The sequence below is a fragment of the Achromobacter sp. CSND-B12 genome, assembly GCF_052906545.1.
On record NZ_JBREGJ010000001.1, the window covers coordinates 1925332 to 1949782 of the forward strand.

Annotated in this window: 25 protein-coding genes; 18 read left to right on the forward strand and 7 right to left on the reverse strand. The window is 68.0% G+C overall.

The window, feature by feature from the left end; translation table 11 throughout:
* Positions 1-33: 33 nt before the first annotated feature.
* Positions 34-510, forward strand: coding sequence for an anti-virulence regulator CigR family protein (locus ACUTAG_RS09020; protein ID WP_058665809.1), 477 nt, complete (start codon positions 34-36; stop codon positions 508-510).
* 22 nt (positions 511-532) lie between these two features.
* On the opposite strand, the gene ACUTAG_RS09025 is transcribed toward ACUTAG_RS09020, so the two are convergent.
* Complete coding sequence (locus tag ACUTAG_RS09025) at positions 533-1162, reverse strand: DMP19 family protein (protein ID WP_148317021.1); 630 nt, start codon at positions 1160-1162, stop codon at positions 533-535.
* Between the two features lie 210 nt (positions 1163-1372).
* Between ACUTAG_RS09025 and ACUTAG_RS09030 the strand changes: the two genes are divergently transcribed.
* Both ACUTAG_RS09030 and ACUTAG_RS09035 read left to right on the forward strand, forming a co-directional pair.
* Positions 1373-2437, forward strand: a complete 1065-nt coding sequence (locus tag ACUTAG_RS09030) for a M4 family metallopeptidase (RefSeq protein WP_148317023.1) — start codon at positions 1373-1375, stop codon at positions 2435-2437.
* Positions 2434-2769, forward strand: coding sequence for a protealysin inhibitor emfourin (locus ACUTAG_RS09035; RefSeq protein WP_148317025.1), 336 nt, complete (start codon positions 2434-2436; stop codon positions 2767-2769). Before ACUTAG_RS09030 ends, ACUTAG_RS09035 begins: the two co-directional genes overlap by 4 nt.
* A 34-nt stretch (positions 2770-2803) precedes the next feature.
* On the opposite strand, the gene ACUTAG_RS09040 is transcribed toward ACUTAG_RS09035, so the two are convergent.
* Entirely contained in the window at positions 2804-4036 is a 1233-nt protein-coding gene (locus ACUTAG_RS09040; RefSeq protein ID WP_148317028.1) for an MFS transporter, read from the reverse strand.
* Between the two features lie 86 nt (positions 4037-4122).
* Between ACUTAG_RS09040 and ACUTAG_RS09045 the strand changes: the two genes are divergently transcribed.
* Positions 4123-4908 carry an AraC family transcriptional regulator gene (locus ACUTAG_RS09045; protein WP_020926532.1) on the forward strand — a complete coding sequence of 262 codons (786 nt, stop codon included), beginning with the start codon at positions 4123-4125 and terminating at the stop codon, positions 4906-4908.
* A gap of 48 nt (positions 4909-4956) precedes the next feature.
* Here ACUTAG_RS09045 and tam read toward each other — a convergent pair whose 3' ends face one another.
* Entirely contained in the window at positions 4957-5724 is a 768-nt protein-coding gene (tam, locus tag ACUTAG_RS09050; RefSeq protein ID WP_047991749.1) for a trans-aconitate 2-methyltransferase, read from the reverse strand.
* 237 nt (positions 5725-5961) lie between these two features.
* Positions 5962-6960, reverse strand: a complete 999-nt coding sequence (locus ACUTAG_RS09055) for a TerC family protein (protein ID WP_020926529.1) — start codon at positions 6958-6960, stop codon at positions 5962-5964.
* 106 nt (positions 6961-7066) lie between these two features.
* Between ACUTAG_RS09055 and ACUTAG_RS09060 the strand changes: the two genes are divergently transcribed.
* From ACUTAG_RS09060 to ACUTAG_RS09070, 3 genes are all read left to right on the forward strand, one after another.
* Positions 7067-7960, forward strand: coding sequence for a LysR family transcriptional regulator (locus tag ACUTAG_RS09060; protein ID WP_006387383.1), 894 nt, complete (start codon positions 7067-7069; stop codon positions 7958-7960).
* 86 nt (positions 7961-8046) lie between these two features.
* Positions 8047-8448: a hypothetical protein gene (locus ACUTAG_RS09065; RefSeq protein WP_006387382.1), complete on the forward strand. Its 402-nt coding sequence runs from the start codon at positions 8047-8049 to the stop codon at positions 8446-8448.
* Between the two features lie 52 nt (positions 8449-8500).
* A complete protein-coding gene (locus tag ACUTAG_RS09070) occupies positions 8501-9103 on the forward strand; it encodes a hypothetical protein (RefSeq protein ID WP_020926527.1) in 603 nt (200 codons plus the stop codon).
* 102 nt (positions 9104-9205) lie between these two features.
* Here the strand turns inward: ACUTAG_RS09070 and ACUTAG_RS09075 are convergent, their stop codons facing one another.
* On the reverse strand, positions 9206-9607 hold the full coding sequence (locus tag ACUTAG_RS09075; protein WP_148317030.1) for a hypothetical protein: 402 nt from the start codon (positions 9605-9607) through the stop codon (positions 9206-9208).
* A gap of 116 nt (positions 9608-9723) precedes the next feature.
* Between ACUTAG_RS09075 and ACUTAG_RS09080 the strand changes: the two genes are divergently transcribed.
* From ACUTAG_RS09080 to ACUTAG_RS09090, 3 genes are read left to right on the forward strand one after another with little or no spacing between them, the layout of a single operon-like run.
* Complete coding sequence (locus ACUTAG_RS09080; RefSeq protein ID WP_148317032.1) at positions 9724-11070, forward strand: hypothetical protein; 1347 nt, start codon at positions 9724-9726, stop codon at positions 11068-11070.
* 13 nt (positions 11071-11083) lie between these two features.
* Complete coding sequence (locus ACUTAG_RS09085) at positions 11084-11686, forward strand: YdcF family protein (RefSeq protein WP_148317034.1); 603 nt, start codon at positions 11084-11086, stop codon at positions 11684-11686.
* Positions 11687-11716: 30 nt separating this feature from the next.
* Complete coding sequence (locus ACUTAG_RS09090; RefSeq protein ID WP_148317036.1) at positions 11717-12760, forward strand: histone deacetylase family protein; 1044 nt, start codon at positions 11717-11719, stop codon at positions 12758-12760.
* Here the strand turns inward: ACUTAG_RS09090 and ACUTAG_RS09095 are convergent.
* Positions 12748-13647, reverse strand: coding sequence for a LysR family transcriptional regulator (locus ACUTAG_RS09095; RefSeq protein WP_148317037.1), 900 nt, complete (start codon positions 13645-13647; stop codon positions 12748-12750). The two genes, ACUTAG_RS09090 and ACUTAG_RS09095, sit on opposite strands and share 13 nt — an antisense overlap.
* A gap of 159 nt (positions 13648-13806) precedes the next feature.
* On the opposite strand from ACUTAG_RS09095, the gene ACUTAG_RS09100 reads away from it, so the two are divergent.
* The gene (locus tag ACUTAG_RS09100) at positions 13807-15135 is read left to right on the forward strand and encodes an aspartate aminotransferase family protein (RefSeq protein ID WP_006387372.1); all 1329 of its coding nucleotides are present in this window, start codon (positions 13807-13809) and stop codon (positions 15133-15135) included.
* 44 nt (positions 15136-15179) lie between these two features.
* Positions 15180-16196, forward strand: coding sequence for an amino acid ABC transporter substrate-binding protein (locus tag ACUTAG_RS09105; RefSeq protein ID WP_054507726.1), 1017 nt, complete (start codon positions 15180-15182; stop codon positions 16194-16196).
* Between the two features lie 56 nt (positions 16197-16252).
* On the opposite strand, the gene ACUTAG_RS09110 is transcribed toward ACUTAG_RS09105, so the two are convergent.
* The gene (locus tag ACUTAG_RS09110; RefSeq protein ID WP_148317039.1) at positions 16253-17587 is read right to left on the reverse strand and encodes an MFS transporter; all 1335 of its coding nucleotides are present in this window, start codon (positions 17585-17587) and stop codon (positions 16253-16255) included.
* Positions 17588-17811: 224 nt separating this feature from the next.
* Between ACUTAG_RS09110 and cyoA the strand changes: the two genes are divergently transcribed.
* From cyoA to ACUTAG_RS09140, 6 genes are all read left to right on the forward strand, one after another.
* Positions 17812-18855, forward strand: a complete 1044-nt coding sequence (gene cyoA, locus ACUTAG_RS09115; protein WP_026384128.1) for a ubiquinol oxidase subunit II — start codon at positions 17812-17814, stop codon at positions 18853-18855.
* A gap of 74 nt (positions 18856-18929) precedes the next feature.
* Positions 18930-20933: a cytochrome o ubiquinol oxidase subunit I gene (gene cyoB, locus ACUTAG_RS09120; RefSeq protein ID WP_148317041.1), complete on the forward strand. Its 2004-nt coding sequence runs from the start codon at positions 18930-18932 to the stop codon at positions 20931-20933.
* Positions 20926-21567 (forward strand): cytochrome o ubiquinol oxidase subunit III, encoded by a 642-nt coding sequence (gene cyoC / locus ACUTAG_RS09125; protein WP_026384126.1) that lies wholly within the window; start codon positions 20926-20928, stop codon positions 21565-21567. Before cyoB ends, cyoC begins: the two co-directional genes overlap by 8 nt.
* Positions 21564-21962, forward strand: coding sequence for a cytochrome o ubiquinol oxidase subunit IV (cyoD, locus tag ACUTAG_RS09130; protein ID WP_006387366.1), 399 nt, complete (start codon positions 21564-21566; stop codon positions 21960-21962). Before cyoC ends, cyoD begins: the two co-directional genes overlap by 4 nt.
* A 4-nt stretch (positions 21963-21966) precedes the next feature.
* On the forward strand, positions 21967-22758 hold the full coding sequence (locus tag ACUTAG_RS09135) for an SURF1 family protein (protein WP_148317043.1): 792 nt from the start codon (positions 21967-21969) through the stop codon (positions 22756-22758).
* A gap of 495 nt (positions 22759-23253) precedes the next feature.
* The gene (locus tag ACUTAG_RS09140) at positions 23254-24420 is read left to right on the forward strand and encodes a porin (protein ID WP_148317045.1); all 1167 of its coding nucleotides are present in this window, start codon (positions 23254-23256) and stop codon (positions 24418-24420) included.
* Positions 24421-24451 lie beyond the last annotated feature (31 nt).

Consider the following 24451-nt stretch of genomic DNA (forward strand, 5'->3'; position numbering starts at 1 on the left):
ACGCTGCATGGACCTCAACTTCGGGTCCCCATCATGCGCCGCTCGATCGCCATCTTCGTGACCGCCTTGGCCTGTACCACCATCCTGGCCCCCGCCTGGTCGGCGCCGCCTGAAAACCGCGGCAAGCCCGATCATGCCGGCAACGACAACGGCAAGGGCAATGGCAAGGGCAATGGCAACAGCGGCAAGAACAAGGGCAACGGCAAGGATGCCGACACCAACGTCAGCGTCACCTTGACCACCGCCGGCATCAGCATCTCGACCGCGCGCGGCTATGCGGTGCAGGCCGGCGCCACCGGCTATGGCTCCCTGCCGCCCGGCATCCGCAAGAACCTAGCGCGCGGCAAGCCGTTGCCCCCGGGGATCGCCAAAAAGATGGTGCCCGGCCCGATGCTGGCCCGGTTGCCGGTGCATCCCGGGTATGAATGGCGCGTGGCCGGCAACGACCTCATCCTGATCGCCATCGCCACCGGCATCGTCGCCGACGTGCTGGCGAACGTGTTCGACTGAAGCGCGCCGGCTGGCAGCCAGGCTAGTCGTAGCAGGCCAGGCCCAGCCGCGCCAGATCGTCCGGATAATCGAAGTAGGCTTCGTCCAGCTCATGCAGGCGAGCCTGCTCGGCCTCGGTCATGGCGCCGTAGATGTGGTTCAGCTGGATCATCTCGGGCGCGGCCTCGAAACGATCGACCAGGCCACGCATGTCCGCCAGGATGGCGCGCGTGCGCGCCGCGCCGATCTTGCCAAGCGCCAGCAGCGCCAGTTGGCAGGTCGGATCGCCCCAGTTGCACAGGAACTGCATGAAACCGCCATTGTTGATGTCGGCTTCCATGCGCCACAGCGCAACCAGTTCCTGCTCGCGCTGCGGCAGGCTGTCCAGCTTCCAGTCCACCGCCCGCAGCGCCGCCAGCGCACTCTCGTAATGCGCGTCCCACAACAGGTCGCGCACGTTCAGCATGCCCGCGGCCGAAGGCGCCAGCAGCGCGGGCCACACCACGCCATGGTCGTCGTCCACCAGTTGCCATTGCGCGCGCTCGGCCGGGCTGGCCTTCTCCAGCCGGATATGGCGCCGGATCGGCTCGCGCAACGTGCGGCCGTCGACCAGCGTCAGCAGGATGTGGGTCTCGGTCAGCGCCAGATGGCGGATGCGGTGGTCGGCGGACATGCGGTGTCTCGAAGCGTAAGCGAAAGGGATGGGGCGCGCTGAAAGATAGCGGATCGCGCCGCGGGCGTCGAGCCGAGGCGCGCTCGTTTATCGTTCCTAGCATCAGGCCGCACACTGTTACGCCCGCGCCAGGGCTATCTGCTACCGTAAAGCCTGCCCCGGGCCCGGCCCGCGCGCCGCGTCCGCCATGTCCTCACAGGGAGATCGACAATGCCGCGCCCCTCCGCGTCCACGCCCCTGATCGGCGTGATCCCGCCTTATGTCCTGGACCGCCTGGCGCAGCACGCCGATGCGCGCGTAAGCATGCCGGCCGTCAAGACGCTCATCATCGACCAGCAGCAGCGCGGGCTGCGTGAAATGGCCGTGCCACCGCCCCGCGCCCAGGTCGCGGCGCCGCGCCAGCCATCGGCCGCCGGCACACCGCGACGCGCGGTGCACGACGCGGCCAACACCACCACCCTGCCCGGCAAGCTGGTGCGCGCCGAAGGCGCGAAGGCCAGCGGCGACCCGGCGGTGGACGAAGCCTATGAGCACCTGGGCGCCACCTACAAGCTGTTCCACGACGTCTACCAGCGCGACTCGATCGATGGCGCCGGCCTGCCGCTGGTGGGCACCGTGCACTACGGCGAAGACTACGACAACGCCTTCTGGAACGGCACGCAGATGGTGTTCGGCGACGGCGACGGCGAGGTGTTCAACCGCTTCACCGTGGCGGTCGACATCATCGGCCACGAACTCACCCATGGCGTCATCGACAGCGAAGCGGCGCTGGCCTACCAGGGCCAGTCCGGCGCGCTCAACGAATCGCTGTGCGACGTGTTCGGCGCGCTGGTCAAGCAATACGCCCTGGGCCAGGACGCCAGCGACGCCGACTGGCTGGTGGGCCAGGGCCTGTTCCTGCCGAAAGTGCGGGCCCGCGCGCTGCGCTCGATGGCCGAGCCGGGCAGCGCCTATGACGATCCGGTGCTGGGCAAGGACCCGCAGCCGGCGCACATGAGCGGCTACGTCGATACGCCGCAGGACAATGGCGGTGTGCACATCAATTCGGGCATTCCGAACCGCGCCTTCTACCTGGCCGCGACCGCGCTGAAGGGACCGGCCTGGGAAGTGGCCGGCCGCATCTGGTACGACACCCTGCGCGACAAGCGGTTGCGCCACGACGCCGACTTCGTCACGTTCGCGCGCCTGACGCTGGACGTGGCGCGCGGCGCGCACGGCGACGCCGCGCACAAGGTCGTGGCCGGCGCCTGGGCGGCGGTGGGCATACAGCCATGATCGACCTGCCCCCGCTCGAATTCGCGCTGCGTGTCAGCCTGACGCGCGAAGGCGGCCTGGCCTACCTGCCCGGCCTGGCCCGCACCCGCAGCATCGACCTGACCGACTGCCCGCCCGGGCTGCGCCAGGAGGTCGGCGAAGCCTTGCGCCGCACCGCCCCGCTGGCCACGCCGGACTGCCCCGCGCAGGGCGGCGACCAGCGCTACTTCCATGTGGAACTGGTGTTCCGCGACCCGGCCAGCGGCGATACCGCCAGCCTCACGTTCGACGTGCCCGAGGCGCAGGCGCCCGACGTCTTGGTGCGCCTGTGGCGCACCAAGGCCGGCGGCTAGGACGACGCGCCAGCGCGCCCGGCATGCGCCGGCCTCACTCCGCCGCGCGTTGCGGCGCCTTGGCCGGGTGCGGCCTGAACTGGCCGATCTGGATCGCGCGGCCCGCCAGCAGGCCGCAGCCCGCCATCGCCAGGCACAATGCGGCGCACGGCCCGAGCGCCGCCGACCAACCACCCAGCCGGTCGTGCATGGCGCCGACCAGCGCGGGTCCGCTGGCGGCGAACAGGTAGCCCACGCACTGTGCCATGCCCGACAGCGCCGCCGCCTGCTGGGCATGGCTGGCGCGCAGGCCCACGAACATCAGGCCCAGAATGATGCCGCCGCCCGTGCCCAATCCGAGCAGCACGATCCAGAGCGTGGCCCAGCCCGGCGCCGCGATCAAACCAACGAACGCCGCCAGCGAGGACGCCGCCGAGCAGAACGCGGCGGCGCGCTGGTCCTTCATGCGTCGCACCACCGGCGCCAGGAACAGCGCCGGCCCGGCCGACATCAACTGCAGCAGGCCATGCAAAGAGCCGGCGCGCTCGGCTGAATAGCCCGCGTCGCGCAGGATCGCCGGCAGCCAGCTCACGCCGACGTAGAACACGAAGGAATTGATGCCCAGGTACAGCGTCACCTGCCAGGCCAGCGCCGAATGCCACAGCCGGCCGCCGTGCGGCGCGTGCGCGGTGGACGAAGCCGGCGGCGTATGGTTGGCCAGCTGCGGCAGCCACAGCAGCACGCCGGCCACGGGAATCACCAGGAGGCACAGCGCCGAGAAGCGCCAGCTGTCTCCCGCCAGGCTGGCCAGCGGCACAGCCAGGGCCGAGGCGGCGCCGGCCGCGATGCTCATGGTCAGGACATACGCCGAGGTCAGCCCCGCCACGCGCTGCGGAAAGTCGCGCTTGAGCAGGCTGGGCAGCAGCACGTTGCCGATGGCGATACCCGCGCCGATCACTGCCGTGCCCGTATACAGGGCCCAGGCCTGGCCCTGGCTGCGCAGCACGATGCCGCCGCCGATCAGCAGCAGCGCCGCGAACAGGGTGCGCTCCAGCCCGTAGCGGCGCGCCATGCCCGCCGACACCAGCGAGACGACGGCGAAGGCCAGCAGCGGCAGCGTGATCAGCATGCCGGCCCCGGTATTGGACAGGCCGAGCTGCTCGCGGATCAGGCCGACCAGCGGCGGCATGCCCGTGACCGGCGCGCGCAGCGCCATGGCAATGAAGAGGATGCCCACGATCAACAGGACGGGGCGCTGGGAAGCGGGGGAGGAAGCGGAAGGAGTCATGGCGCCAGCTTAGAGAAAGCCGGCCCTACTGAATTTCGAGATAATGACAAAATATCCTCAAATCCAGCCAAGCCCGCGCCGCGCCAATGTATCCGCCGCAAGCTCACAGCCCCTACTTCGATCCCGACACCCCCGCGCAATGGACGTACGCCATGCGCGTGGACGCGGCCCGCAACGAGCACGAATCGCCCACCCATCGCCATCGGATGGGGCAGCTGGTGCTGTCGCTGCAAGGCGGGGTGACGAGCTTCGTGCCGCAGGGCCTGTGGATGGTGCCGCCGCGCTGCGGCGTCTGGATCCCCGGCGGCGTGCCGCACAGCAACCGCGTCACCGACAACGGCCGGGTCTGCTTCCTGTTCGTGCCGGCGGACACGCCGGGCCTGCCGACGCAATGCTGCACGCTGGCGATCACACCGCTGGTGCGCGAAATGGTGGCACACCTGGCCGACCTGGCACCGGCCGACACCGCCCTGCCCGCCAACCGCCGTCTGGCTGGGGTGCTGGTCGAGCAGTTGGCGCTGATGCCCACGGAACAGCTGCACCTGCCCCTGTCCGACCACCCGCGCCTGCGCGAGATCGCCGCGGCGCTGCGCACCGATCCGGCCGACCGCAGCACGGTGGCCGAATGGGGCCGCCGCATGGCCATGAGCGAACGCACGCTGGCGCGCCTGGTGCAGCAGGAGGTCGGCATGAGCTTTGGCCGCTGGCGCCAGCAGATGCATATCGTGATGGCGCTGCAGCGGCTGTCGTCCGGCGTATCGGTGCAACGCACCGCCGAAGACCTGGGCTACGAATCGGTCAGCGCCTTCATCACCATGTTCCGCAAGACGCTCGGGCAGACGCCAGCGCGCTATTTCGCCGACAAAACGTAGGCTCCGTTTGCACGGGAACCCGCGGCACTCGCCTGGCGGCGCACCGCGTCAGTTGCGGGGGCCCGCCACCAGGAACAGGCGCGGAAAAGGCAGCAGCACGGTGCCATCGGCCAGCGCCGGATAGGCGCGCGCGATCTCATCGTGGTAACGCGCCAGGAAGGCCGCCTGCTCATCGGCATCCAGCTTGTTCAGGTAGGGCCGCAGCGCCGTGCCCTTGAACCATTCCACCACCGCCTGCGCATCCGCCAGCGGATGCATGTAGGTCGTGCGCCACACATCCAGGCGGCCGCAATGCGGCTTGAGCAGCTCGTAGTACCAGGCGGCGCTGTGGCGCGGCGGGTGCTTGACCCCGCCTATCTTGCCGGCCCAGGGGCCGTCGGCGGCGACCTGGCGCGCCAGCTTGTGGGCAGGCTCTTCCAGGTTGTCCGGCGTCTGCACCGCCAGGCTGCCGCCCGGCGCCAGCTTGCCCACCAGGCGCGGATAGAGGGTCGCGTGATCGGGCACCCACTGCAACGCGGCGTTGGCCAGGATCACGTCGTACCGGCGCGGCGGATTCCAGGTTTCGATGTCGGCCAGTTCGAACGCGATCGACGGCAGGCGCTTGCGCGCCGCCTGCACCATGTCGTCGGAACTGTCCATGCCGGTCACGTCGGCCTGCGGGTAGCGGGCGGCCAGCACCTCGGTGGAGTTGCCGGGGCCGCAGCCCAGATCCACCGCGTGGCCGACCTGTTCGTTCGGCAGGGCGGCAACCAGGTCGCGCACCGGGCGGGTGCGTTCGTTTTCAAAGGCGGAATACTGTTTGGCGGACCAGGTCATGGCGGCTCCTTGCGTGGGTCTGGGTACGTTCCGCACTCTACGCCGCGTCATTCCATATGACAAATATATATATGAATAATGATCCATATCTACAGAATATGCCGTAGCTCGGCGATGAAAAGAGCCCCCACGCCGCGCCTTCGGCTTCCCGCCCCCCCCGAGGGGGCTGTTTCACCTTGAGACGGCTCGGCGAAAAAAAAGGGCCCGCCATGGGCGGGCCCTCTGCTCTTGCCGGGCTTACTCGGTCTTCAGCTCAGGCTGCGATGCCCCCGAGCGGGTCTTCCACAGCGAGAACAACACCCCGCCGCCGATCAGGCCGAAGGTCACCGACAGCGACACCACGGCGGGAATCTTGCCGATGAAGCCGACCAGGAAGATCTTCGTGCCGATGAACACCAGTACCAGCGATAGCGCGTACTTCAGGTAGTGGAAGCGATGGATCATCGCCGCCAGCGCGAAGTACAGCGCGCGCAGGCCCAGGATCGCGAAGATGTTGCTGGTGTACACGATGAACGGGTCGGTGGTGATGGCGAAGATCGCCGGCACCGAGTCCACCGCGAACAACAGGTCCACGAACTCGATCAGCACCAGGGCCAGGAACAGCGGCGTGGCCCAGCGCACCGTCTTGCCCGTCGCGGTGTCCGGCTCGCGCACCCAGAAGGCGTTGCCGCGCAGTCCGTCCGTCACGCGCATGCGGCGCTTGAGGAACTTCAGGATCGGGTTGGTGGCGATGTCCGGCTCCTGGTCGGCGATCATCCACATCTTGATGCCGGTGAACACCAGGAACGCGCCGAACAGATACATCAACCAGCCGAAGTTGCTGACCAGCGCGGCGCCCAGGCCGATCATGATGGCGCGCAGCACGATCACCCCGAGGATGCCCCAGAACAGCACGCGGTGCTGGAACTGGCGCGGGATGGCGAAGAAACTGAAGATCAGCGCGATCACGAACACATTGTCCAGCGACAGCGATTTCTCGATCAGGAAGCCCGTGTAGTAGGCCATGCCGCTGGCCGGGCCCATCTGCCACCAGACCCAGCCGCCGAACAGCAGCGCGGCGGAAATGTAGCCGGCCGACAGCAGCAGGCTTTCGCGCACGCCGATCTCGCGGTCTTCCTTGTGCAGCACGCCCAGGTCGAAGACCAGCAGGGAGATGACGATGCCGATGAACAGCAGCCAGCTCCAGGCCGGCGTGCCGGCGAAGTCGGCTTGTAGAAATGAGAGCAAGGCTTCCATGATGTTCCCGCTTGTGTGTGAAGGCCCTCATGATCCGGATACCGGGCAAACGGAGAAATCAGCCTGAAAGTGAGTTATGGTTCGAAAAAACCGAAGTGAAACCATCATGCTCAATTACCGCCATCTGTACTACTTCTGGATGGTCGCCAAGGAAGGCGGCTTCTCGCGCGCCGCCGAGCGGCTCGACATGGCCATCCAGACCATCAGCGCCCAGGTGCGCGAGCTGGAAAAGAACCTGGGGCACCAGTTGCTGCGCCCGGCCGGGCGCGGCGTGGCCTTGACCGATGCCGGCCAAGCCGCCTTCGCCCGCGCCGAAGAGATCTTCCAGATCGGCCAGGAACTGCCCCAGGAGGTCCGCGCCGCCGCCACCAAGCCGGTGATACGGTTGTCGGTGGGCCTGTCGGACGGTATTTCCAAACTGGCCGCCCATGCCTTGCTGGGGCCGGTGCTCGACACCCCGGACCTGCGCCTGACCTGCCACGAGGGCGAGGTCGAGGAGCTGCTGGGCGAACTGGCGCGCCACCACCTGGACCTGGTGCTGGCCGGCCAGGGCGCGCCCGCCAACCCCAACCTGCGCCTGACCAGCGACCGCCTGGTGTCCTCGCCGGTGGACTGGTACGGCCCGGCGCGGCTGGTGCGCAAGGCCGATACGCTGGACTTTCCGCGCTGCCTGGAGCGCCTTCCCGTCCTGTTGCCCACCGGTCATTCGGTGTTGCGCCAGACGCTGGACCGCTGGTTCAATGAGCAGGGCGTGCGTCCCAACGTGGTCGGGGAATTCGAGGACAGCGCGCTCATGTCGGTATTCGCGGCGCGCGGGTTGGGCGTCTTTCCGCTCAGCCGCCTGGGCGGCGGCGACGTCGGCCTGCTGCGCGGCCTGCGGCCGCTGGCGCGCTGCGACAGCGTGCACGAGGAAATCCACGGCATCCGCAACCGCCGCGGGCAGCACCACCCCCTGGTGCAACGCATCCTGGCGCATGCCAAGACTTCGGTTTTTTCTTAATTATTGTCACAAAGACGCTGGTTTTTCAGAAGCTGTTTCCGCTCTATCGTGGCGTTTCTTTCCTGAATCACCGGAGTACCACCGCAATGAAGAAAATCATCTGGATCGCTTTCGCCGTGCTGGCGGCGCTATGGACCGGGCTGGTCGCCATCACGCTGCAACTGGCGGACTGGGTGCTGGCGACCATCGCCTCGACCCAGGTGCCGGGCGCCACGGCCATCGGCTCGGCGCAGTGGGAAGCGCCCGCCTGGGCCGCGCCCTGGGTCGACGCCGGCCTGATCCAGTCGCTGCAGTCCGGCCTGGTGTGGCTGGTGGACCTGCTGAACCAGATCCTGCCCGCCGCGGGCAGCCTTGGCACCTGGATCTCGGTGCTGGGCTGGCTGTTCTGGGGCTTCATCATGGCCGCGCTGCTCATCCTGGCGCTGATCCTGCACTGGCTGGCGGGCAAGCGCCCGCAGGGCGACGGCTCCGGCCGCCAAGTGGTGTAATAAGGCGGGCAACGCGGCATCCCGGCGCGCTGCCTCCTTACAGGAGCGTACCGTGCCGTCCCGATTCCTTCGCGCCGCCATCCTGCCCGCCGCCTTCGCGGCGCTGGCGCCCGCCCATGCGGGCACGGCGCCATATGGCATCGACGTCTGCACGTTGAGCGGCACCTCGGGCCAGTACAGCGTGCGGGTACGCAATACCGGCTCGGCGCCACTGGCGCGCGCCGACATCACCGGCGTGCGGCTGGACGCCGCGGGCCGGGCGCAGGGCGACATCGCGGTGAGCCTGACCGCCATCCCCCCCGGCAGATACGAAACCGCCATTCTGGCTCGCCACGGGGAATCGGCCGCGCTCGTCAGCATTGCCACCTACCGCGTCGTCGATGGCGTCGAAACCCGCCAACAGGAATTGTTCGCCGGCAAGGTCGCTCACGTATCGCCCGGCTCGGCGCTCCAGTACACGCTGGCGCCGCTCGCCGTGCGCGGCTGGACAGTGGCCTACGGTGGCGCCAACGCGCCCCGGCTGGAGCCGGGCAGCGCCGTGCTGCTGGCCTATCCCGCTCGCGGCGGCAAAACGGTCGACAGCCGGCCTGAGGCGGGCCGCAGCCCGACCGAAGTCACGCCGCTCAAGCCTTGCGTGGTGCCCCGCGGCCGATAGCGCCTCGGGCCAAGGCCGCGGCCCGTCGGCCGGGACGCGCCGGCGTCCAGGCGCGCGCCCCGCCCAGGGCCGAACCACACAGCAAGAAGCCTCGCCCCGGCATCAGGTGCCGTTCAGCAGATCGCGCTCGTTCAGCAGCGCATAGACGATCTCGGGTTTGTTGTCGAAGCCGCGGCGGATGGCGGCCGGAATCGACGAGCGCGTCTTGCGGCACAGGCCGGGCTGTTCATCGAGCTGGATGGCGATGCCGCGCGAGGTACGGACCTCGTTGTCGCTGGGAACGATGCGCACCACGATGCCCAGTTGCGCCCGCATGCGGCCCTGCATCGCGCGCAGGTCTTCCAGGCTGGTGATGTTCTCGAGCCGCGCCACCAGGCGCTTTTCCTCTTCCTTGGTGAGCCGCAGGATGCGCACGTCCGCCGCGGGGTCGGCCAACAGCCGATCGCGGTCGCACATACAGGCGCCCGGCGGGCATTCCTGGCGGATGGGGAACGGGAGATTCATGGGACGCGCATCGCAATGCTATCCGTCGATTCTACCCAGGAACGGGCCGCTGCCGCGATTGAATCGCCGGCGCGGTCGGGCATAATGCGCCGAGACGAAACCTCGGAGACGGTGCCTTGAAGACGATCCTGCTCGCGGCCTTGCTGATCGGCGTCAGCGCCAACGTGCACGCGCGCGATCATGCATACGCCATCAAATCCGGGCTGCGGGCGGTGGCGACCATCGAGGGCACGACCGAACAGCGCGTCAGCGTGCGCGTCGGCAAGGGCGCGGCGCAAGAGATCGCCCGCCTGGATGACGAAGCGGTCGACTATTTCGAAACCCCGGACATCGACCACGACGGCTATCGCGACCTGGCGATCGGCCAGAGCGGCGGTGGCGGCCAGGTCCATGCCCGCCTCTTCCTGTATCGTCCCCAGGAACGCCGTTTCCAGGAAATCCAGCATCCGGCGCCCGAGACCAGCCCCTGCCGCCGGTTCGTCAACCCGGTGTTCGACGCGCAGCGTGCCGCGTTCTCGGTCGGGTGCCGCTACGGCGCCGACAGCATGGGCACCGAGGAATACGTGTTGCGCGCCAAAGGAACGGCGCGGCCGGAACGCTGGACCACGCAGGCGCTGTTCGACCTGGAAGACAAGCCGTTCGAGCTGAGCTATGGCTTCAACGAAGACGGTACGGTTGCGCGCATCCAGATCGATGGCGAAGGCTCGCCGCTGGACGGTGACAGCCGGGTGCCCTTCGACCGGATCGACCTGTACGACGCGCCCGACGTGAAGGCGTTATCGACCCAAACCGCCAAGGCCGGTGATCGTCTCGACGTGGTCGCGCTGCGCCCGCAATGGCTGCAGGTGCGCTACCCGGCGGGCGGGGCGGACGCGCCCCTGAAGTGGGTGCGCTACGCGGACCTGAAAATCGACAAATATGCCTACGCGCCACAACAACGCATGCCCATGCGCGGACTGTCGTTGTCGGTGCGCGGCCACCTGGGCACGCAGCTCTACGAAGCCGGCGGCCGCTTCACGCTGCATGTGACGAACCTTGGCCCGGACGCCGCGACACTGGCGTCGCCGCGCATCTGGCTGCTGTTCACGGATGCGCAGGGGCGCCGCACCTTGCAGCCCTTGTACCCGCGCGCGCCGGTCACGCTGGCGCCGCCGTCCAATCCGGCCGACGCCACGCAGGCCTCCCCCGCCTATGCCGGCGACGCGCAGCGGCCCGTGCCATCCGCCGCCGCTGCGCGCCACGTTGCCGACTGGGCCGACGACCCGGTGGTCTGGCGTCCGGGCGAAGACGGCAAGCCGGCCTACCAGGTCAACGCCGGCAATGGCCGCTATGTGCCCTTCTTTCCGGACCTGGCGCCAGGCCGCTATCGCCTGGCCGTGGCGCTGACCGACCCGGGCTCGCTGGCGGAACCGGTCTATTCCAACCAGATCGAGGTCGACCTGCTGTTCCCCAAGCGGCCCTGAACGCCGATTCCGCATGAGCGCATTCCGCCCTTCCCGTTCACATCGCGGCGCGGCCGCGATCATCGCGCGCACGGCCATCGCGCTGGCCACCTGCGTGTTGGCGGCCGCGGCCGCGCTGGTAGCGGCCGGCCTGCTGGCCGACGATGCCGATGCCGACATCGCCGTGGTGCTGGGCAACACCGTCGCGGCCGACGGCAGCCCCTCGGCGCGCCTGGCGGCGCGGCTGGACCGGGCCTACGATTGCTATGCCGCCACCCGCTGCCGCGAGATCTTCGTCAGCGGCGGCATCGACCCGGCAGGCCGCGACGAGGCGGCGGCCATGCGCGCCTACCTGGAAGCACGCGGCGTTCCCGCCGACCGCATCGTCACCGACAGCGCCGGCGCAGACACCTGGGCCACCGCCCGCCACGCCAGCGCCTACATGCGGACCCGCGGCTACACCCGCGCCATGGCCGTCACGCAATACTTCCATGTGCCGCGCACCCGGCTGGCGCTGCATCGCCACGGCGTCGCCGAGGTCAGCGCGGGATACCCCCGCTACGCCGAAGCGCGCGACCTGTATTCGATCCTGCGCGAGCTGCCGGCCATCGCCTGGTACGCGGCGCGGCCGCTATAGTTCCCTTTCCCCTCATCCCCCGACGCTACCGTGCATATCTTCCACAACCCCGTCCACGGCAGACACGATGGCCGCCACGAAATGTTCCGCGGCAGGCTGGTGCCCTGTCACGAAACCCCGGCGCGTCTGGAGTACGTGCTGGACGCCCTGCGCCAGCGCGGCATCGGCACGCTGCAGACGCCGGCCGCGCCCGACCTGGACCTGATACGGCGCGTGCACAGCCCGCGCTACGTCGACTTCCTGCAAGGCGCCTGGGCCGACTGGGTCGCGCTGGACCCGGCCAACGCCGAGCTCGACATCCTGCCCTCGGTGTGGCCGGTGCGCGGTTTCCGCCACGACATCTCGCCCACCAACTTCGCCGCGCGCGTCGGCCTGTTCTCGTTCGACAGCGGCAGCCCGCTGACGGCGGGCACCTGGGAAGCCGCCGTCGCCGGCGCGGCCTGCGCCATCGACGCGGCGCGCGCGGTCTCCCGCGGCAACGGCTCCCGCGCCGCCATGGCGCTGACGCGCCCGCCCGGCCATCACGCCGGCGCCGACTTCTTCGGCGGCTATTGCTTCCTGAACAACGCGGCCCTGGCGGCGCAGGCGCTGCGCGATGCCGGCGCCGAGCGCGTCGCGGTGCTGGACATCGACTACCACCACGGCAACGGCACGCAGAGCATCTTCTACGAACGCGGCGACGTGCTGACCGTGTCGGTGCATGGCGATCCGACCACCGAATATCCCTTCTTCCTCGGCTATGCCGACGAATCCGGCCAGGGCGCGGGCCTGGGCGCCAACCTGAACCTGCCGCTGGCGGCGGGCACCGACTTCGCCGGCTGGACCGAAGCGCTCGAACGGGGCCTGGCCGCCATCGACCGCTTCAAGCCGGACGCGCTGGTGATCGCGCTGGGCGTGGACACCTACGAAGGCGACCCGATCTCGAAATTCAAGCTGCGCAGCGCCGACTATCTGCAAGTGGGCGCGCGGCTGGCCCGGCTGGGCCTGCCCGCGGTGTTCACCATGGAAGGCGGCTACGCGGTGGCCGAGGTCGGCGTCAACGTCGCCAACGTGCTGGAAGGCTACGCCGGCTGAGCGCCGGCCGCCATCCGCCGCCACACGGCCTCGACCGCGGCGCGCGCGTCGCTGCGGTCCTTGAACGCCAGGATCGATACCTCGATGTCCCAGGCGCGGTTGGCCAGCGGCGCGAGGTCGGCGGCCCCCAGGCGCCGCAGCGCGCTGTCCGCCAGCCAGGCCACGCCCAGGCCCTGCGCGGCCATATCGCCCAGCACGTCCGACATCTCGGCCTCGAACAGGCGCACCCCGTGCAGGGGCTCCGGCCCGCTCTCGATCGCCGCATCGATCAGGCGCGCGAAATAGACGCTGGGGGAATACATCAACAACGGCACCGGTCTGTCCATGGTGCCCGGCAGGTCCAGTCCCTCGCGCTCGACCAGGCCGCGCGCCGCGTACGGCCGGATCAGCTCGCGCCCCAGCGTCAGGCAGTCGTAGCGCGACAGGTCCAGCGGCAGCGGCTGCGCCACCTGGTGGAAACAGATCAGCAGGTCGGCCGCGCCCGAGGTGAAGGCCGATACCGTGTCGTGCACATTGCCGGTCTGCAGGCTGCAGCTGAGTTGCTGCCCCGCGCTCCAGTCGCGCCACCAGCGCGGCAGATGGGTCGTCGCCAGGGCATAGGACGTCGCCAGTCGCAACTGGTTGCGCGCCGGCACCGCGGCGATGCCCGCGCGCGCCTCGACCAGCTGGTTGACCAGTTCGATCGCCGCGACGCGGAAGCGCTCGCCCGCCTCGGTGAGCTGGGTCGGAAACGCCGAACGGTCGATCAGCCGCGCGCCCGCCCAGTTCTCCAGGCTCTGGATGCGGCGGCTGAACGCCGCCTGCGACAGATTGCGGGCCTCGGCCGCGCGCGTGAAATTGCGCAGCTCCGACAGGGTGATGAAGTCCTGCAGCCACCGGGTATCCATACCACTCCTTGCGCGATTCGCATGGGCCATGCACGCCATGCATGGCGGCGCATGCGTACTTCGCATTGGACGTCCGCGCCGCGCCCCCGGACACTGTGTCCGCCGGTTCCGCATTGGAACCTGCCCGCATTGAAACCTGCCTTTTGCCGGAGTGTAAACATGGATCAAACCCTGCGTGCGGCGGCCCGCGAATACCTCATCCGCTACGGCGGCGACACTTTCCCGAACCTGTTCAAGTCGGCCAAGGGCACGGTGGTGCGCGACGACACCGGCCGCGAGATCCTGGACTTCACCTCGGGCCAGATGTGCGCCACCATCGGCCACAACCACCCGGCCATCGTCGACGCGGTGCGCCGCGCCGGAGAAACCGCCTTCCACTTTTTCAGCGGCATGATCCCGGAAGCCGTCGCGCAACTGGCCGCGACGATGGCGCGCGACTGGATGCCGGCTGGCATGACCAAGTCGATCTTCGTGAACACCGGTTCCGAGAGCAACGAAATCGCGCTGCGCATGGCCAAGATGCACAAGAGCGGCTTCGAGATCCTGGCGGTGGGCGGCTCGTGGCATGGCGTCACCAGCGGCGCCGGCTCGGTCTCTTACGCCAGCGACCGCAAGGGCTACGGCGTGCCGCCGGCCGGCGTGTTCGTCATGCCCGAGCCGAACTCGTATCGCCCCTACATCGCCGGCCTGGACGCCGAGCAGTCGGCGCTGGCCTGCCTGGAGATCGGCCTGAAGATGTTCGACATGGCCTCGGCCGGCCGGCCCGCGGCCATCATCGTCGAACCGGTCATCAGCGCCGGCGGCGTGCTGGTGCCGCCCAAGTCCTACATGCAGGCGCTGCGCCGTGCCGCCGACGCGCGCGGCATGCTGCTGATCTTCGACGAGGCGCAGACCGCCTTCGGCCGCCTCGGCTGCCGCACCGGCTCGGAACACTTCGGCGTCACGCCCGACATCATCAGCGTCTCCAAGACCCTGGGCGGCGGCCTGCCGCTGGCAGCCACCATCACCACGCCCGCTATCGAACAGGACGTGCACGAGAAAGGCTTCACCTTCTACACCAGCCACGTCTCGGACCCGCTGCCCGCCACCGTCGGCCTGGCCGTGCTGGAAACCTTGCAACGCGAACAACTGCTCGAACGCGCCCGCCGCCAGGGCGACTACCTGCGCCGCGGCCTGCTGGAACTGCAGCAGCGCCACGAAGCCATCGGCGACGTGCGCGGCCTGGGCCTGCTGCTGGGCGTGGAACTGGTGCAGGACCGCGACACGCGCGAGCCCTATCACGCGCTCGGCGCCCTGACCACGCAGCGCTGCTTCGAACTGGGACTGTCGATGAACATCCGCCGCCGCCCCGAACGCGGCTCGGTCTGGCGCATCGCGCCGCCGCTGACCGTCAGCAACGACGAGATCGACCGCGCCATCGCCATCCTCGACCAGGCCCTGACCGAAAGCCTGGACCAGATCGCCAAGCCCCGCGCGCTGAGCGCCTGAGCCGTCCCACCCTGGCGCCGGGCCGGGCCCGGCCGGAGAATGCAATGCCGATATTCCGAACCGCGGCCGGCGCCCTGGCGCTGGCCACCGTCACCGGCCTGGCCCACGCCGGCCCCACCCTCGATACCGTGAAGAAGCGCGGCTACGTGCAGTGCGGCGTGTCCACCGGCATCCAGGGCTTCTCCTCGCCGGACAGCAAGGGCAACTGGCAGGGACTGGACGTTGACATGTGCCGCGCCATCGCCGCCACCGTCTTCAACGACGCCAGCAAGTTCCGCCTGACGCCATTGACGACGCAGGCGCGCTTCACCGCGCTGCAATCGGGCGAGGTCGACGTGCTGACGCGCAACGTCACGCCGACGATGGCGCGCGACACCACGCTGGGGCTGATCAGCACCGGCGTGAACTACTACGACAGCCAGGGCGTGATGGTGTCCGCCAGGCTCGGCGTCAAGAAGCTCAAGGAACTGGACGGCGCCACCATCTGCGTGCAGCCCGGCACCGTCACCGAGCTCGACCTGGCCGACTGGTTCCGCGCCAACGGCCTGAAATTCAAGCCGGTGGTGATCGACAAGTACGACGAGATCGTGCGCGCCTTCTCGGCCGGCCGCTGCGACGCCTTCACCTCCGACAAATCGCAGCTGGCCGCCTCGCGCACCACGCTGGAGCACCCTGACAACTACGTGATCCTGGACGAGAATATCGCCAAGAGTCCGCTCGGGCCGATGGTGCGCCAGGGCGACGACAACTGGTTCAACGTGGTGCGCTGGACGCTCAACGCCATGCTGGAGGCGGAAGAATTCGGCGTGACCTCGGCCAACGTCGACAGCCAGCTCAAGAGCACCAACCCCAACGTGCAGCGCATCCTGGGCGTGACGCCGGGCATGGGCAAGAACCTGGGGGTGGATGACAAGTGGGCCTACAACATCGTCAAGCAGGTCGGCAATTATGGCGAGAGCTATGAACGCAACCTGGGCATGGCCAGCGCCATGAAGCTGCCGCGCGGCCTGAACGCGCAATGGCGCGACGGCGGCCAGATGTATGGTTGGCCGGTGCGCTGACGCGCGCAAGCCGCGCCGCGGGCCGGGGTCCGAACCCCGACCCGCGGCGTTTTTTTTCAGTCGCGCGTTTCCAGCGCCTTGTTGATCCGCAACGCCAGCAGCGTGCAGGCCGTACCGGACAGCAGATAGATACTGACCGCCACCAGCCCGAAACGCGCCGACAGCCCCAGCGCCACCAGCGGCGCGAAGGCCGCGCCCACCAGCCACGCCATGTCGGTGGTCAGCGCCGCCCCGGTATAGCGGAAACGCTTGCTGAAGTTGGCCGTCACCGTGCCGGACGCCTGGCCGTACGACAGCCCCAGCAGCGCGAAGCCGATCAGGATGAACGCATCCTGCGCCTTGGGGCTGCCGCCCAGCAGCCACGGCGTGAACAACGCGAACACGCCGATCAGCGCGGCCAGCAGGCCGAGCGTGGTGCGCCGGCCGATGCGGTCGGCGATCCAGCCCGAAGCGATGGTGCCCAGAATGCCCAATCCCGCGCCGATGATCTGCACGATCAGCACGTCAGGAATCTGCTGCGTCGCGCTGACCGCGATCCACGATAGCGGAAACACCGTCACCAGATGGAACAGCGCATAGCTGGCCAGCGCCGCGAACGCGCCCAGGAACAGGTTGTAGCCCTGCTCGCGCACCATCTGCCCGGTGCTGATGGGCTCCAGCTCCCCTTCTTCCATCAACTGGGTGTATTCCTCCGTCACCACCAGCCGCAGCCGCGCGAACAGGGCCACCACGTTGATGGCGAAGGCCACGAAGAACGGATAGCGCCACCCCCACTCGATGAAGTCGGTCTCGGTCAGCGTCACGTGCAGGAACAGGAACAAGGCGCTGGCGATCATGAAGCCGATGGGCGCGCCCAGCTGTCCCAGCATCGCGTACCAGCCGCGCCGCTTGGGCGGGGCATTCAGCGCCAGCAGCGACGGCAGGCCGTCCCAGGAGCCGCCAAACGCCAGCCCCTGCAGGCAGCGGAACACCGCCAGCAGCACGATGGCGTGCGCGCCGATGGCTTCATAGCCCGGCAGGAACGCCATCCCCACCGTGGCGGTGCCGAGCAGGAACAGCGCAATGGTGAGCTTGGTGCCCCGCCCCCAGCGCCGCTGGATCGCCATCGATACCGCGGTGCCGATGGGACGCGCGATGAACGCGAACGAGAAGATCACGAAGGCCCACAGCGTGCCTTCCAGTTGCGGCTCGAAGGGAAAGAACACGCGCGGAAACACCAGCACGCAGGCAATGCCGAAGACGAAGAAGTCGAAGTACTCGGAAGCGCGGCCGATCACGACGCCCACCGCGATCTCGCCGGGCGCCACCTTGGCGTGACTGCCCGTTGCGCCTGCCGCGCCCGGGCTCGGCAAAGGAGACGCGTGCCCAGGGTACTGCGTGGTGGTCGCCATGTGAGTGCTCGCTGAAAGGAGGTTTGAAAAACGCCTTGTCTACGCTTTTTTGCAACACACTCGTACGCACATGCATCCGGGACCCGCGGGCCGCGGCGCCATGGCGGCAGGCCCTGCCCCGCACACCTTCGCGTGCGTACTTTTGCTCTTTTTACCCTAGATTTTTCGCGGCTTCCAGCGTAGTGTTGCGTTTAACTCCCACGGTTACGTTTCGGGGTATGGCCATGCCGTCTTTCCCAAGGCTCCGCGGATTGTTGCTGTTCGCCGCCCTGCCGTTGCTCTCCGGATGCAATGCGGTATTGCTCTCGCCATCCGGTGACATCGCGCTGCAGCAGCGCAACCTGATCATCATCTCCACCGGCCTGATGCTGCTGATCATCGTGCCGGTGATCTTCCTGACTTTCCTGTTCGCGTGGCGCTATCGCGCCAGCAACCGCGACGCGCACTACGACCCCGACTGGAACCACTCCACCATGCTGGAGCTGCTGATCTGGGCGGCGCCGCTGCTGATCATCATCGCGCTGGGCGCGCTCACCTGGGTCAGCACCCACCAGCTAGATCCCTACCGGCCGCTGGCGCGCCTGTCCGAAGGCCGCGAGGTTCCTCCCGGCACCAAGCCGCTGGTGGTCGAAGTGGTGGCGCTGGACTGGAAGTGGCTGTTCCTCTATCCCGAACAGGGGGTGGCGGCGGTCAACGAAATGGCCGCGCCGGTCGACCGCCCGATCCAGTTCAAGATCACCTCATCCACGGTGATGAACTCCTTCTTCATCCCGGCGCTGGCCGGCCAGATCTATGCCATGCCGGGCATGCAGACCACGCTGCACGCGGTCATCAACCACCCAGGCGAATACGAGGGCCTGTCGGCCAACTACAGCGGCGCGGGCTTTTCCGGCATGCGCTTTCGCTTCCACGGCCTGGACCAGCAGGGCTTTGACAAGTGGATCGCCGATGCCCGCGCCTCCGGCGCCACGCTCGGCCGCGACACCTACCTGAAACTGGAACAGCCCAGCGAACGCAACCCGGTGCAGCGCTACGCCAGCGTCGCGCCCGGCCTGTTCGACGCCATCGTCAACCGCTGCGTCGAGCCGAACCGCATGTGCATGAAGGACGCCATGGCGATCGACGCCGGCGGCGGCATGGGCATTCCCGGCGCACGCAACATCGCCAGCCTGGACGAGGCCACGCGCGAACGCCTGGGCCTGGCCGATGCGCCGCCGCGCAAGTATGTCGGCGCCATGTGCACGTCAGCGGCGGAACTGGCGCTGTAGCGGCCGCGCCGCCGCCACGGCGCATCGCGTGAAATCAAGGTATTCCCCCTGGAAACCGAGCCCTGGAAACCGAGATGACTGATCAACCAGACCTCACCAAGCTGATCTTCGGTCGCCTGACCTGGGACGCCATTCCCTTCCACGAGCCGATCCTGCTGGCCACCTTCGCCATGGTGGCGATCGGCGGCATCGCGCTGCTGGGCGCCATCACCTATTACCGCAAGTGGGGCTACCTGTGGCGCGAGTGGTTCACCAGCATCGACCACAAGAAGATCGGCATCATGTACATGATCCTGGGGCTGGTGATGCTGCTGCGCGGCTTCGCCGACGCCATCATGATGCGCCTGCAGCAGGCCGTGGCCTTCGGCGATTCCACCGGCTACCTGCCGCCGCACCACTACGACCAGATCTTCACCGCGCACGGCGTCATCATGATCTTCTTCGTGGCCATGCCGCTGGTCACGGGGCTGATGAACTACGTGGTGCCGCTGCAGATCGGCGCGCGCGACGTGGCCTTTCCGTTCCTGAACAACTTCAGCTTCTGGATGACCACCGGCGGCGTGGTGCTGGTGATGATGTCGCTGTTCGTGGGCGAATTCGCCCGCACGGGCTGGCTGGCGTATCCCCCGTTATCGGGCATCGCGCACAGTCCGGACGTGGGGGTCGACTACTACATATGGGCCTTGCAGATAGCGGGGGTCGGCACATTGCTGTCAGGCGTGAACCTGCTGGTCACCATCGTCAAGATGCGCGCGCCCGGCATGTCGCTGATGCGCATGCCGATCTTCACCTGGACCGCGCTGTGCACCAACGTGCTGATCGTGGCGGCGTTCCCGGTGCTGACCGCGGTGCTGGCGCTGCTGTCGATGGACCGCTACGTCGGCACCAACTTCTTCACGGCCGACTTCGGCGGCAACGCCATGATGTACGTAAACCTGATCTGGATCTGGGGTCACCCCGAGGTCTACATCCTGATCCTGCCGGCCTTCGGCATCTTCTCGGAGGTGGTCGCCACCTTCTGCCGCAAGCGCCTGTTCGGCTACGCATCGATGGTGTACGCCACGGTGGTGATCACGGTGCTGTCGTACCTGGTATGGCTGCACCACTTCTTCACCATGGGGTCCGGGGCCAGCGTGAACTCGTTCTTCGGGATCACCACGATGATCATCTCGATCCCGACCGGCGCCAAGATCTTCAACTGGCTGTTCACCATGTACCGCGGCCGCATCCGCTTCGAGGTGCCGATGCTGTGGACGCTGGGCTTCATGGTCACCTTCGTGATCGGCGGCATGACGGGCGTGCTGCTGGCGGTGCCGCCGGCCGACTTCGCGCTGCACAACAGCCTGTTCCTGATCGCCCACTTCCACAACGTCATCATCGGCGGCGTGCTGTTCGGGCTGATGGCCGGCATCACCTACTGGTTCCCCAAGGCCTTCGGCTACAAGCTCGATCCGTTCTGGGGCAAGTGCTCGTTCTGGTTCTGGCTGGTGGGCTTCTACTTCGCCTTCATGCCGCTGTACGTGCTGGGCCTGATGGGCGTGACGCGCCGCGTCAACCACTTCGAGGACATGTCGCTGCAGATCTGGTTCCAGGTGGCCGCGTTCGGCGCCTTCCTGATCGCCATCGGCATCGCCTGCTTCCTGATCCAGCTGGTGGTGAGCTACCGCCGCCGCGATTCGCTGCGCGACTTCAGCGGTGATCCATGGGACGGCCGCACGCTGGAATGGTCGACGTCATCGCCGCCGCCCAACTACAACTTCGCCTTCACGCCGCGCATCCATGACCAGGATGCCTGGTGGCAGATGAAGCAGCACGGCTACCAGCGCCCGCAGGCCGGCTTCATCCCCATCCACATGCCCAAGAACACCTGGGCCGGCATCGTGCTGGCGGCGATCAGCGTGGTGATGGGCTTCGCGCTGATCTGGCACATGTGGCCGCTGGCGGTGCTGTCGTTCGCCGCGCTGATCATCGTGTCCATCGTCCACACCTTCAACTACAAGCGCGAGTACTACGTGCCGGCCGACGAGGTCGTGCGCACGGAGGACGCCCGCACCCACCTGTTGGCGAAACATGTCTGATACCCTGGCCCCCACCCTGCCCGGCGGCAGCGCGCCGCCCGCCGAGCCCGTGTTCCACGTGGCCGGCGAACACCATCCGAAGAACGGCACGCTGCTGGGCTTCTGGGTGTACCTGATGAGCGACTGCCTCATCTTCGCCTGCCTGTTCGCCACCTACGGCGTGCTGGGGCGCAACTACGCCGCCGGCCCGTCCGGCGCCGACCTGTTCGACCTGCCGCTGGTGGCGGTCAACACCTCGCTGCTGCTGCTGTCGTCCATCACCTATGGCTTCGCCATGCTGGAGATGCGGCGCAACCGGGTCGGCGCCACGCAGGGCTGGCTGGCGGTCACCGGCGTGCTGGGGCTGGGCTTCCTGTCGCTGGAACTGTATGAGTTCGCGCACCTGATCCACATCGGCGCCGGGCCGCAGCGCAGCGCCTTCCTGTCGTCTTTCTTCACCCTGGTGGGCACGCACGGGCTGCACGTCACGTTCGGCATCGTCTGGCTGGTGACGATGATGGTGCAGGTGCGCATGCACGGCCTGATCCCCGAGAACCGCCGCCGGCTGATGTGCCTGTCGATGTTCTGGCACTTCCTGGACCTGATCTGGGTCGGCGTGTTCACCTTTGTCTACCTGATGGGAGTGCTGCCATGAACGCGCATGCCGACCATGCCGGCCACGGCCACGATCACGGCCATCACGACGATGACGACGGCGCCGCCCATGGCACCCTGAAAAGCTACGTCACCGGCTTCGTGCTGGCGGCCATCCTGACCGCGATCCCGTTCTGGCTGGTGATGGACCGGGTGTTCGCCAGCTCGCGCACCACGGCGCTGGTGATCCTGGCGTTCGCGGTGGTGCAGATCGTGGTGCACATCATCTACTTCCTGCACATGGATACCAAGTCCGAAAGCGGCTGGAACATGTTGGCGTTAATATTCACGCTGGTGCTGGTCGTGATCACGCTCAGCGGATCCATCTGGATCATGTACCACTTGAACTCCAACATGATGCCCATGTCGGTCCACGACATGCGGAATATGCCCTGACGTGATGGCGGCAACAAAAGACTCTACGCATTCCGGCGACACCCCCCGCAATCCCCGCAGCGCAACCACCCTGGTCATCCTGGGCATGGTTGCGGTCGTGCTGTTCGCGGGGCTCTGCGCCCTCGGTACCTGGCAGGTGCACCGCCTGGCCTGGAAGCAGAACCTGATCGCGCAGGTGGAACAGCGGGCCCACGCCCCGGCCACCCCCGCTCCCGCGCGCGCCGACTGGCCCGGGCTGACCGCGGACAATGCCGAATACCGCCGCGTGTCCGCCAGCGGCGCCTACCAATACGACAAGCAGACGCTGGTCCAGGCCGCCACCGAACTGGGCAGCGGCTACTGGGTCATGACGCCGCTGCAACTGGCCGATGGCGGCGGCACGGTGCTGATCAACCGCGGCTTCGTGCTGCCCGAATGGCGCAAGCGCCAGGCCGGCGGCCAGGCCGAGGCCGACGCCGGCCCGGTCAAGGTCGATGGCCTGCTGCGCATGGGCGAACCCGGCAACGGATTCCTGCGCAACAACGATCCGGCCGCCAACCTCTGGTATTCGCGCGACCTGCCGGCCATCGCCAGCGCGCGCGGCCTGGGCGAAGTGGCGCCCTACTTCATCGATGCCGACGCCGCGCCGGGCGCGGGCCGCGATCCGACCCAGGCGCCGGTGGGCGGCCTGACGACGCTGACCTTCCCCAACAACCACCTGGTCTACGCCATCACCTGGTACGCCCTGGCCGCCATGATCGTCCTCGGCGCCGGCATCGTGGCGCGCGAAGAACGGCGGCTGCGCGCGCGCCAGTGATCCATGCCCGATCCGGCGCGCATGCCGGATCGGACCAGGGCCTGGCGGTGAATACCCGACCGCCGCCACCCGCCTGAGCGGGCGTATCCCGGCCGTGGTCTCGCGGCCGCCAGCCCGTCAACGGCGCGCCTCCCGCCACGTTTCTAAAGCGCAGCGCCGCCCGGCCCACTTCTCGAGCGCGGCGCCTCTCGCTTCGGCAGCCCGCTACTTACCTCTCACGTCCGCGCGTCGGCTGTCGGCCAGTCGCCGCGCCGATTGCCCACGCATTGCCCCACGCTCGCCGCGCGCTTTCCCGGCTGGCAGGTCATCGCGCGTCCGGCACTAACCGTTGTGGCGAACTCGTCTCAGATCGGTCTTAGAACACCTCAGGATAGCCGGCACTTGGCCGAACTTACCCGAGAATGGGCCCATGCAATCAAGGCAGGCATTCCCGGGGAGTTCGCTCCCCTGCCCGTCGATGGTTCTTCCCCATTGCCTACCCGAGGAACTCTCACAATGAAAAAAAAGCTGCTCGCGGCCGCGGTGTTGACGGCCCTGGCCAGTGTCGCCCAGGCGGCGACGTCCGTAACGCTCTACGGCCTGATCGACACCGGCATTGGCTACAACAGGATCACGGGCGACGCAAACGGCGCTGACTACTCTGGCAGCCGCATCGGCATGATCAATGGCGTGCAGGCGGGCTCGCGGTGGGGCCTGCGCGGCACCGAGGATCTGGGCGACGGCCTGCGCGCCGTGTTCCGCCTGGAAAATGGCTTCAACTCGGCCGACGGCAGCCGCCTGCAACAAGGCCGGATGTTCGGTCGCCAGGCCACCATCGGCCTCGCCGACGACGCCTGGGGTTCCGTGGATTTCGGCCGCCAGACGTCCGTCGGCTCCCTCCTTCTCGCAGACATCAACCCGTTCCGCACCACTTTCACGCAGGCCAGCATCGGCACGACCTTCAGCGCCGCCAACACCATGCGCTGGGACAACATGGTCCTGTACCACAGCCCCTGGACGGACGGCTTCCAGTTCGCCGTGGGCTACTCCTTCAATGTCGACGGCACCGACAAGGAGCAGAGCGGTTTCCGCACCGCCGACAACGCCCGCGGCATCACCGCCGGCCTGCGCTATGCGAATGGCCCGCTGAACATCGTGCTCACCTTCGACCAACTCAATGGCTCCAATCTGGCCAGCGTAGACGCCTTTGGCGATCCGGTCGATCACAACGCCACGCCGCGCCAGTACGCCGTGGGCATGTCCTACGACCTGGAAGTGGTCAAGCTGGCTGCGGCCTATGGGCGCACCACCGATGGCTGGTTCGTCGGCCAGGATCTGCCGGCGGGCGTGCGCGGCAAGCAAGCCGCCGGCGCCACGCGGCGCAGTGAAAAGCTGTTCGGCACCAATCGCTACGAGGAAGGCTTCAGGGCCAACTCCTACATGCTGGGCGCCACCGTCCCGCTTGGCGGCGGCAGCGTGTTCGGCGCGTGGCAACACGCCTCGGCCTCCAGCGACGCCCTGACCGGCGATGACGCCAACATGGATATCTGGAGCCTGGGCTACACCTACGACCTGTCCAAGCGCACCAACCTGTATGTCTACGGCTCGTATGGCAAGAACTATGCGTTCATCGAAGGCCTCAAGAGCACGGCGGGCGGCGTCGGTATCCAACACCGGTTCTAGCAGGCTCGCCCCAGGAAATAGAAGTCCCGAC

Excerpts from the sequence above, each read along its gene's own strand:
- ACUTAG_RS09140 (WP_148317045.1), top strand. The coding sequence starts at position 23,254 with ATGAAAAAAAAGCTGCTCGCGGCCGCGGTGTTGACGGCCCTGGCCAGT.
- ACUTAG_RS09095 (WP_148317037.1), bottom strand. The coding sequence starts at position 13,647 with ATGGATACCCGGTGGCTGCAGGACTTCATCACCCTGTCGGAGCTGCGC.
- ACUTAG_RS09060 (WP_006387383.1), top strand. The coding sequence starts at position 7,067 with ATGCTCAATTACCGCCATCTGTACTACTTCTGGATGGTCGCCAAGGAA.
- ACUTAG_RS09135 (WP_148317043.1), top strand. The coding sequence starts at position 21,967 with ATGGCGGCAACAAAAGACTCTACGCATTCCGGCGACACCCCCCGCAAT.
- ACUTAG_RS09045 (WP_020926532.1), top strand. The coding sequence starts at position 4,123 with ATGTATCCGCCGCAAGCTCACAGCCCCTACTTCGATCCCGACACCCCC.
- ACUTAG_RS09085 (WP_148317034.1), top strand. The coding sequence starts at position 11,084 with ATGAGCGCATTCCGCCCTTCCCGTTCACATCGCGGCGCGGCCGCGATC.
- ACUTAG_RS09110 (WP_148317039.1), bottom strand. The coding sequence starts at position 17,587 with ATGGCGACCACCACGCAGTACCCTGGGCACGCGTCTCCTTTGCCGAGC.
- tam (WP_047991749.1), bottom strand. The coding sequence starts at position 5,724 with ATGACCTGGTCCGCCAAACAGTATTCCGCCTTTGAAAACGAACGCACC.
- ACUTAG_RS09030 (WP_148317023.1), top strand. The coding sequence starts at position 1,373 with ATGCCGCGCCCCTCCGCGTCCACGCCCCTGATCGGCGTGATCCCGCCT.
- ACUTAG_RS09065 (WP_006387382.1), top strand. The coding sequence starts at position 8,047 with ATGAAGAAAATCATCTGGATCGCTTTCGCCGTGCTGGCGGCGCTATGG.
- ACUTAG_RS09100 (WP_006387372.1), top strand. The coding sequence starts at position 13,807 with ATGGATCAAACCCTGCGTGCGGCGGCCCGCGAATACCTCATCCGCTAC.
- cyoD (WP_006387366.1), top strand. The coding sequence starts at position 21,564 with ATGAACGCGCATGCCGACCATGCCGGCCACGGCCACGATCACGGCCAT.
- ACUTAG_RS09035 (WP_148317025.1), top strand. The coding sequence starts at position 2,434 with ATGATCGACCTGCCCCCGCTCGAATTCGCGCTGCGTGTCAGCCTGACG.
- ACUTAG_RS09025 (WP_148317021.1), bottom strand. The coding sequence starts at position 1,162 with ATGTCCGCCGACCACCGCATCCGCCATCTGGCGCTGACCGAGACCCAC.
- ACUTAG_RS09020 (WP_058665809.1), top strand. The coding sequence starts at position 34 with ATGCGCCGCTCGATCGCCATCTTCGTGACCGCCTTGGCCTGTACCACC.
- ACUTAG_RS09055 (WP_020926529.1), bottom strand. The coding sequence starts at position 6,960 with ATGGAAGCCTTGCTCTCATTTCTACAAGCCGACTTCGCCGGCACGCCG.
- cyoB (WP_148317041.1), top strand. The coding sequence starts at position 18,930 with ATGACTGATCAACCAGACCTCACCAAGCTGATCTTCGGTCGCCTGACC.
- ACUTAG_RS09040 (WP_148317028.1), bottom strand. The coding sequence starts at position 4,036 with ATGACTCCTTCCGCTTCCTCCCCCGCTTCCCAGCGCCCCGTCCTGTTG.
- cyoC (WP_026384126.1), top strand. The coding sequence starts at position 20,926 with ATGTCTGATACCCTGGCCCCCACCCTGCCCGGCGGCAGCGCGCCGCCC.
- cyoA (WP_026384128.1), top strand. The coding sequence starts at position 17,812 with ATGCCGTCTTTCCCAAGGCTCCGCGGATTGTTGCTGTTCGCCGCCCTG.
- ACUTAG_RS09105 (WP_054507726.1), top strand. The coding sequence starts at position 15,180 with ATGCCGATATTCCGAACCGCGGCCGGCGCCCTGGCGCTGGCCACCGTC.
- ACUTAG_RS09075 (WP_148317030.1), bottom strand. The coding sequence starts at position 9,607 with ATGAATCTCCCGTTCCCCATCCGCCAGGAATGCCCGCCGGGCGCCTGT.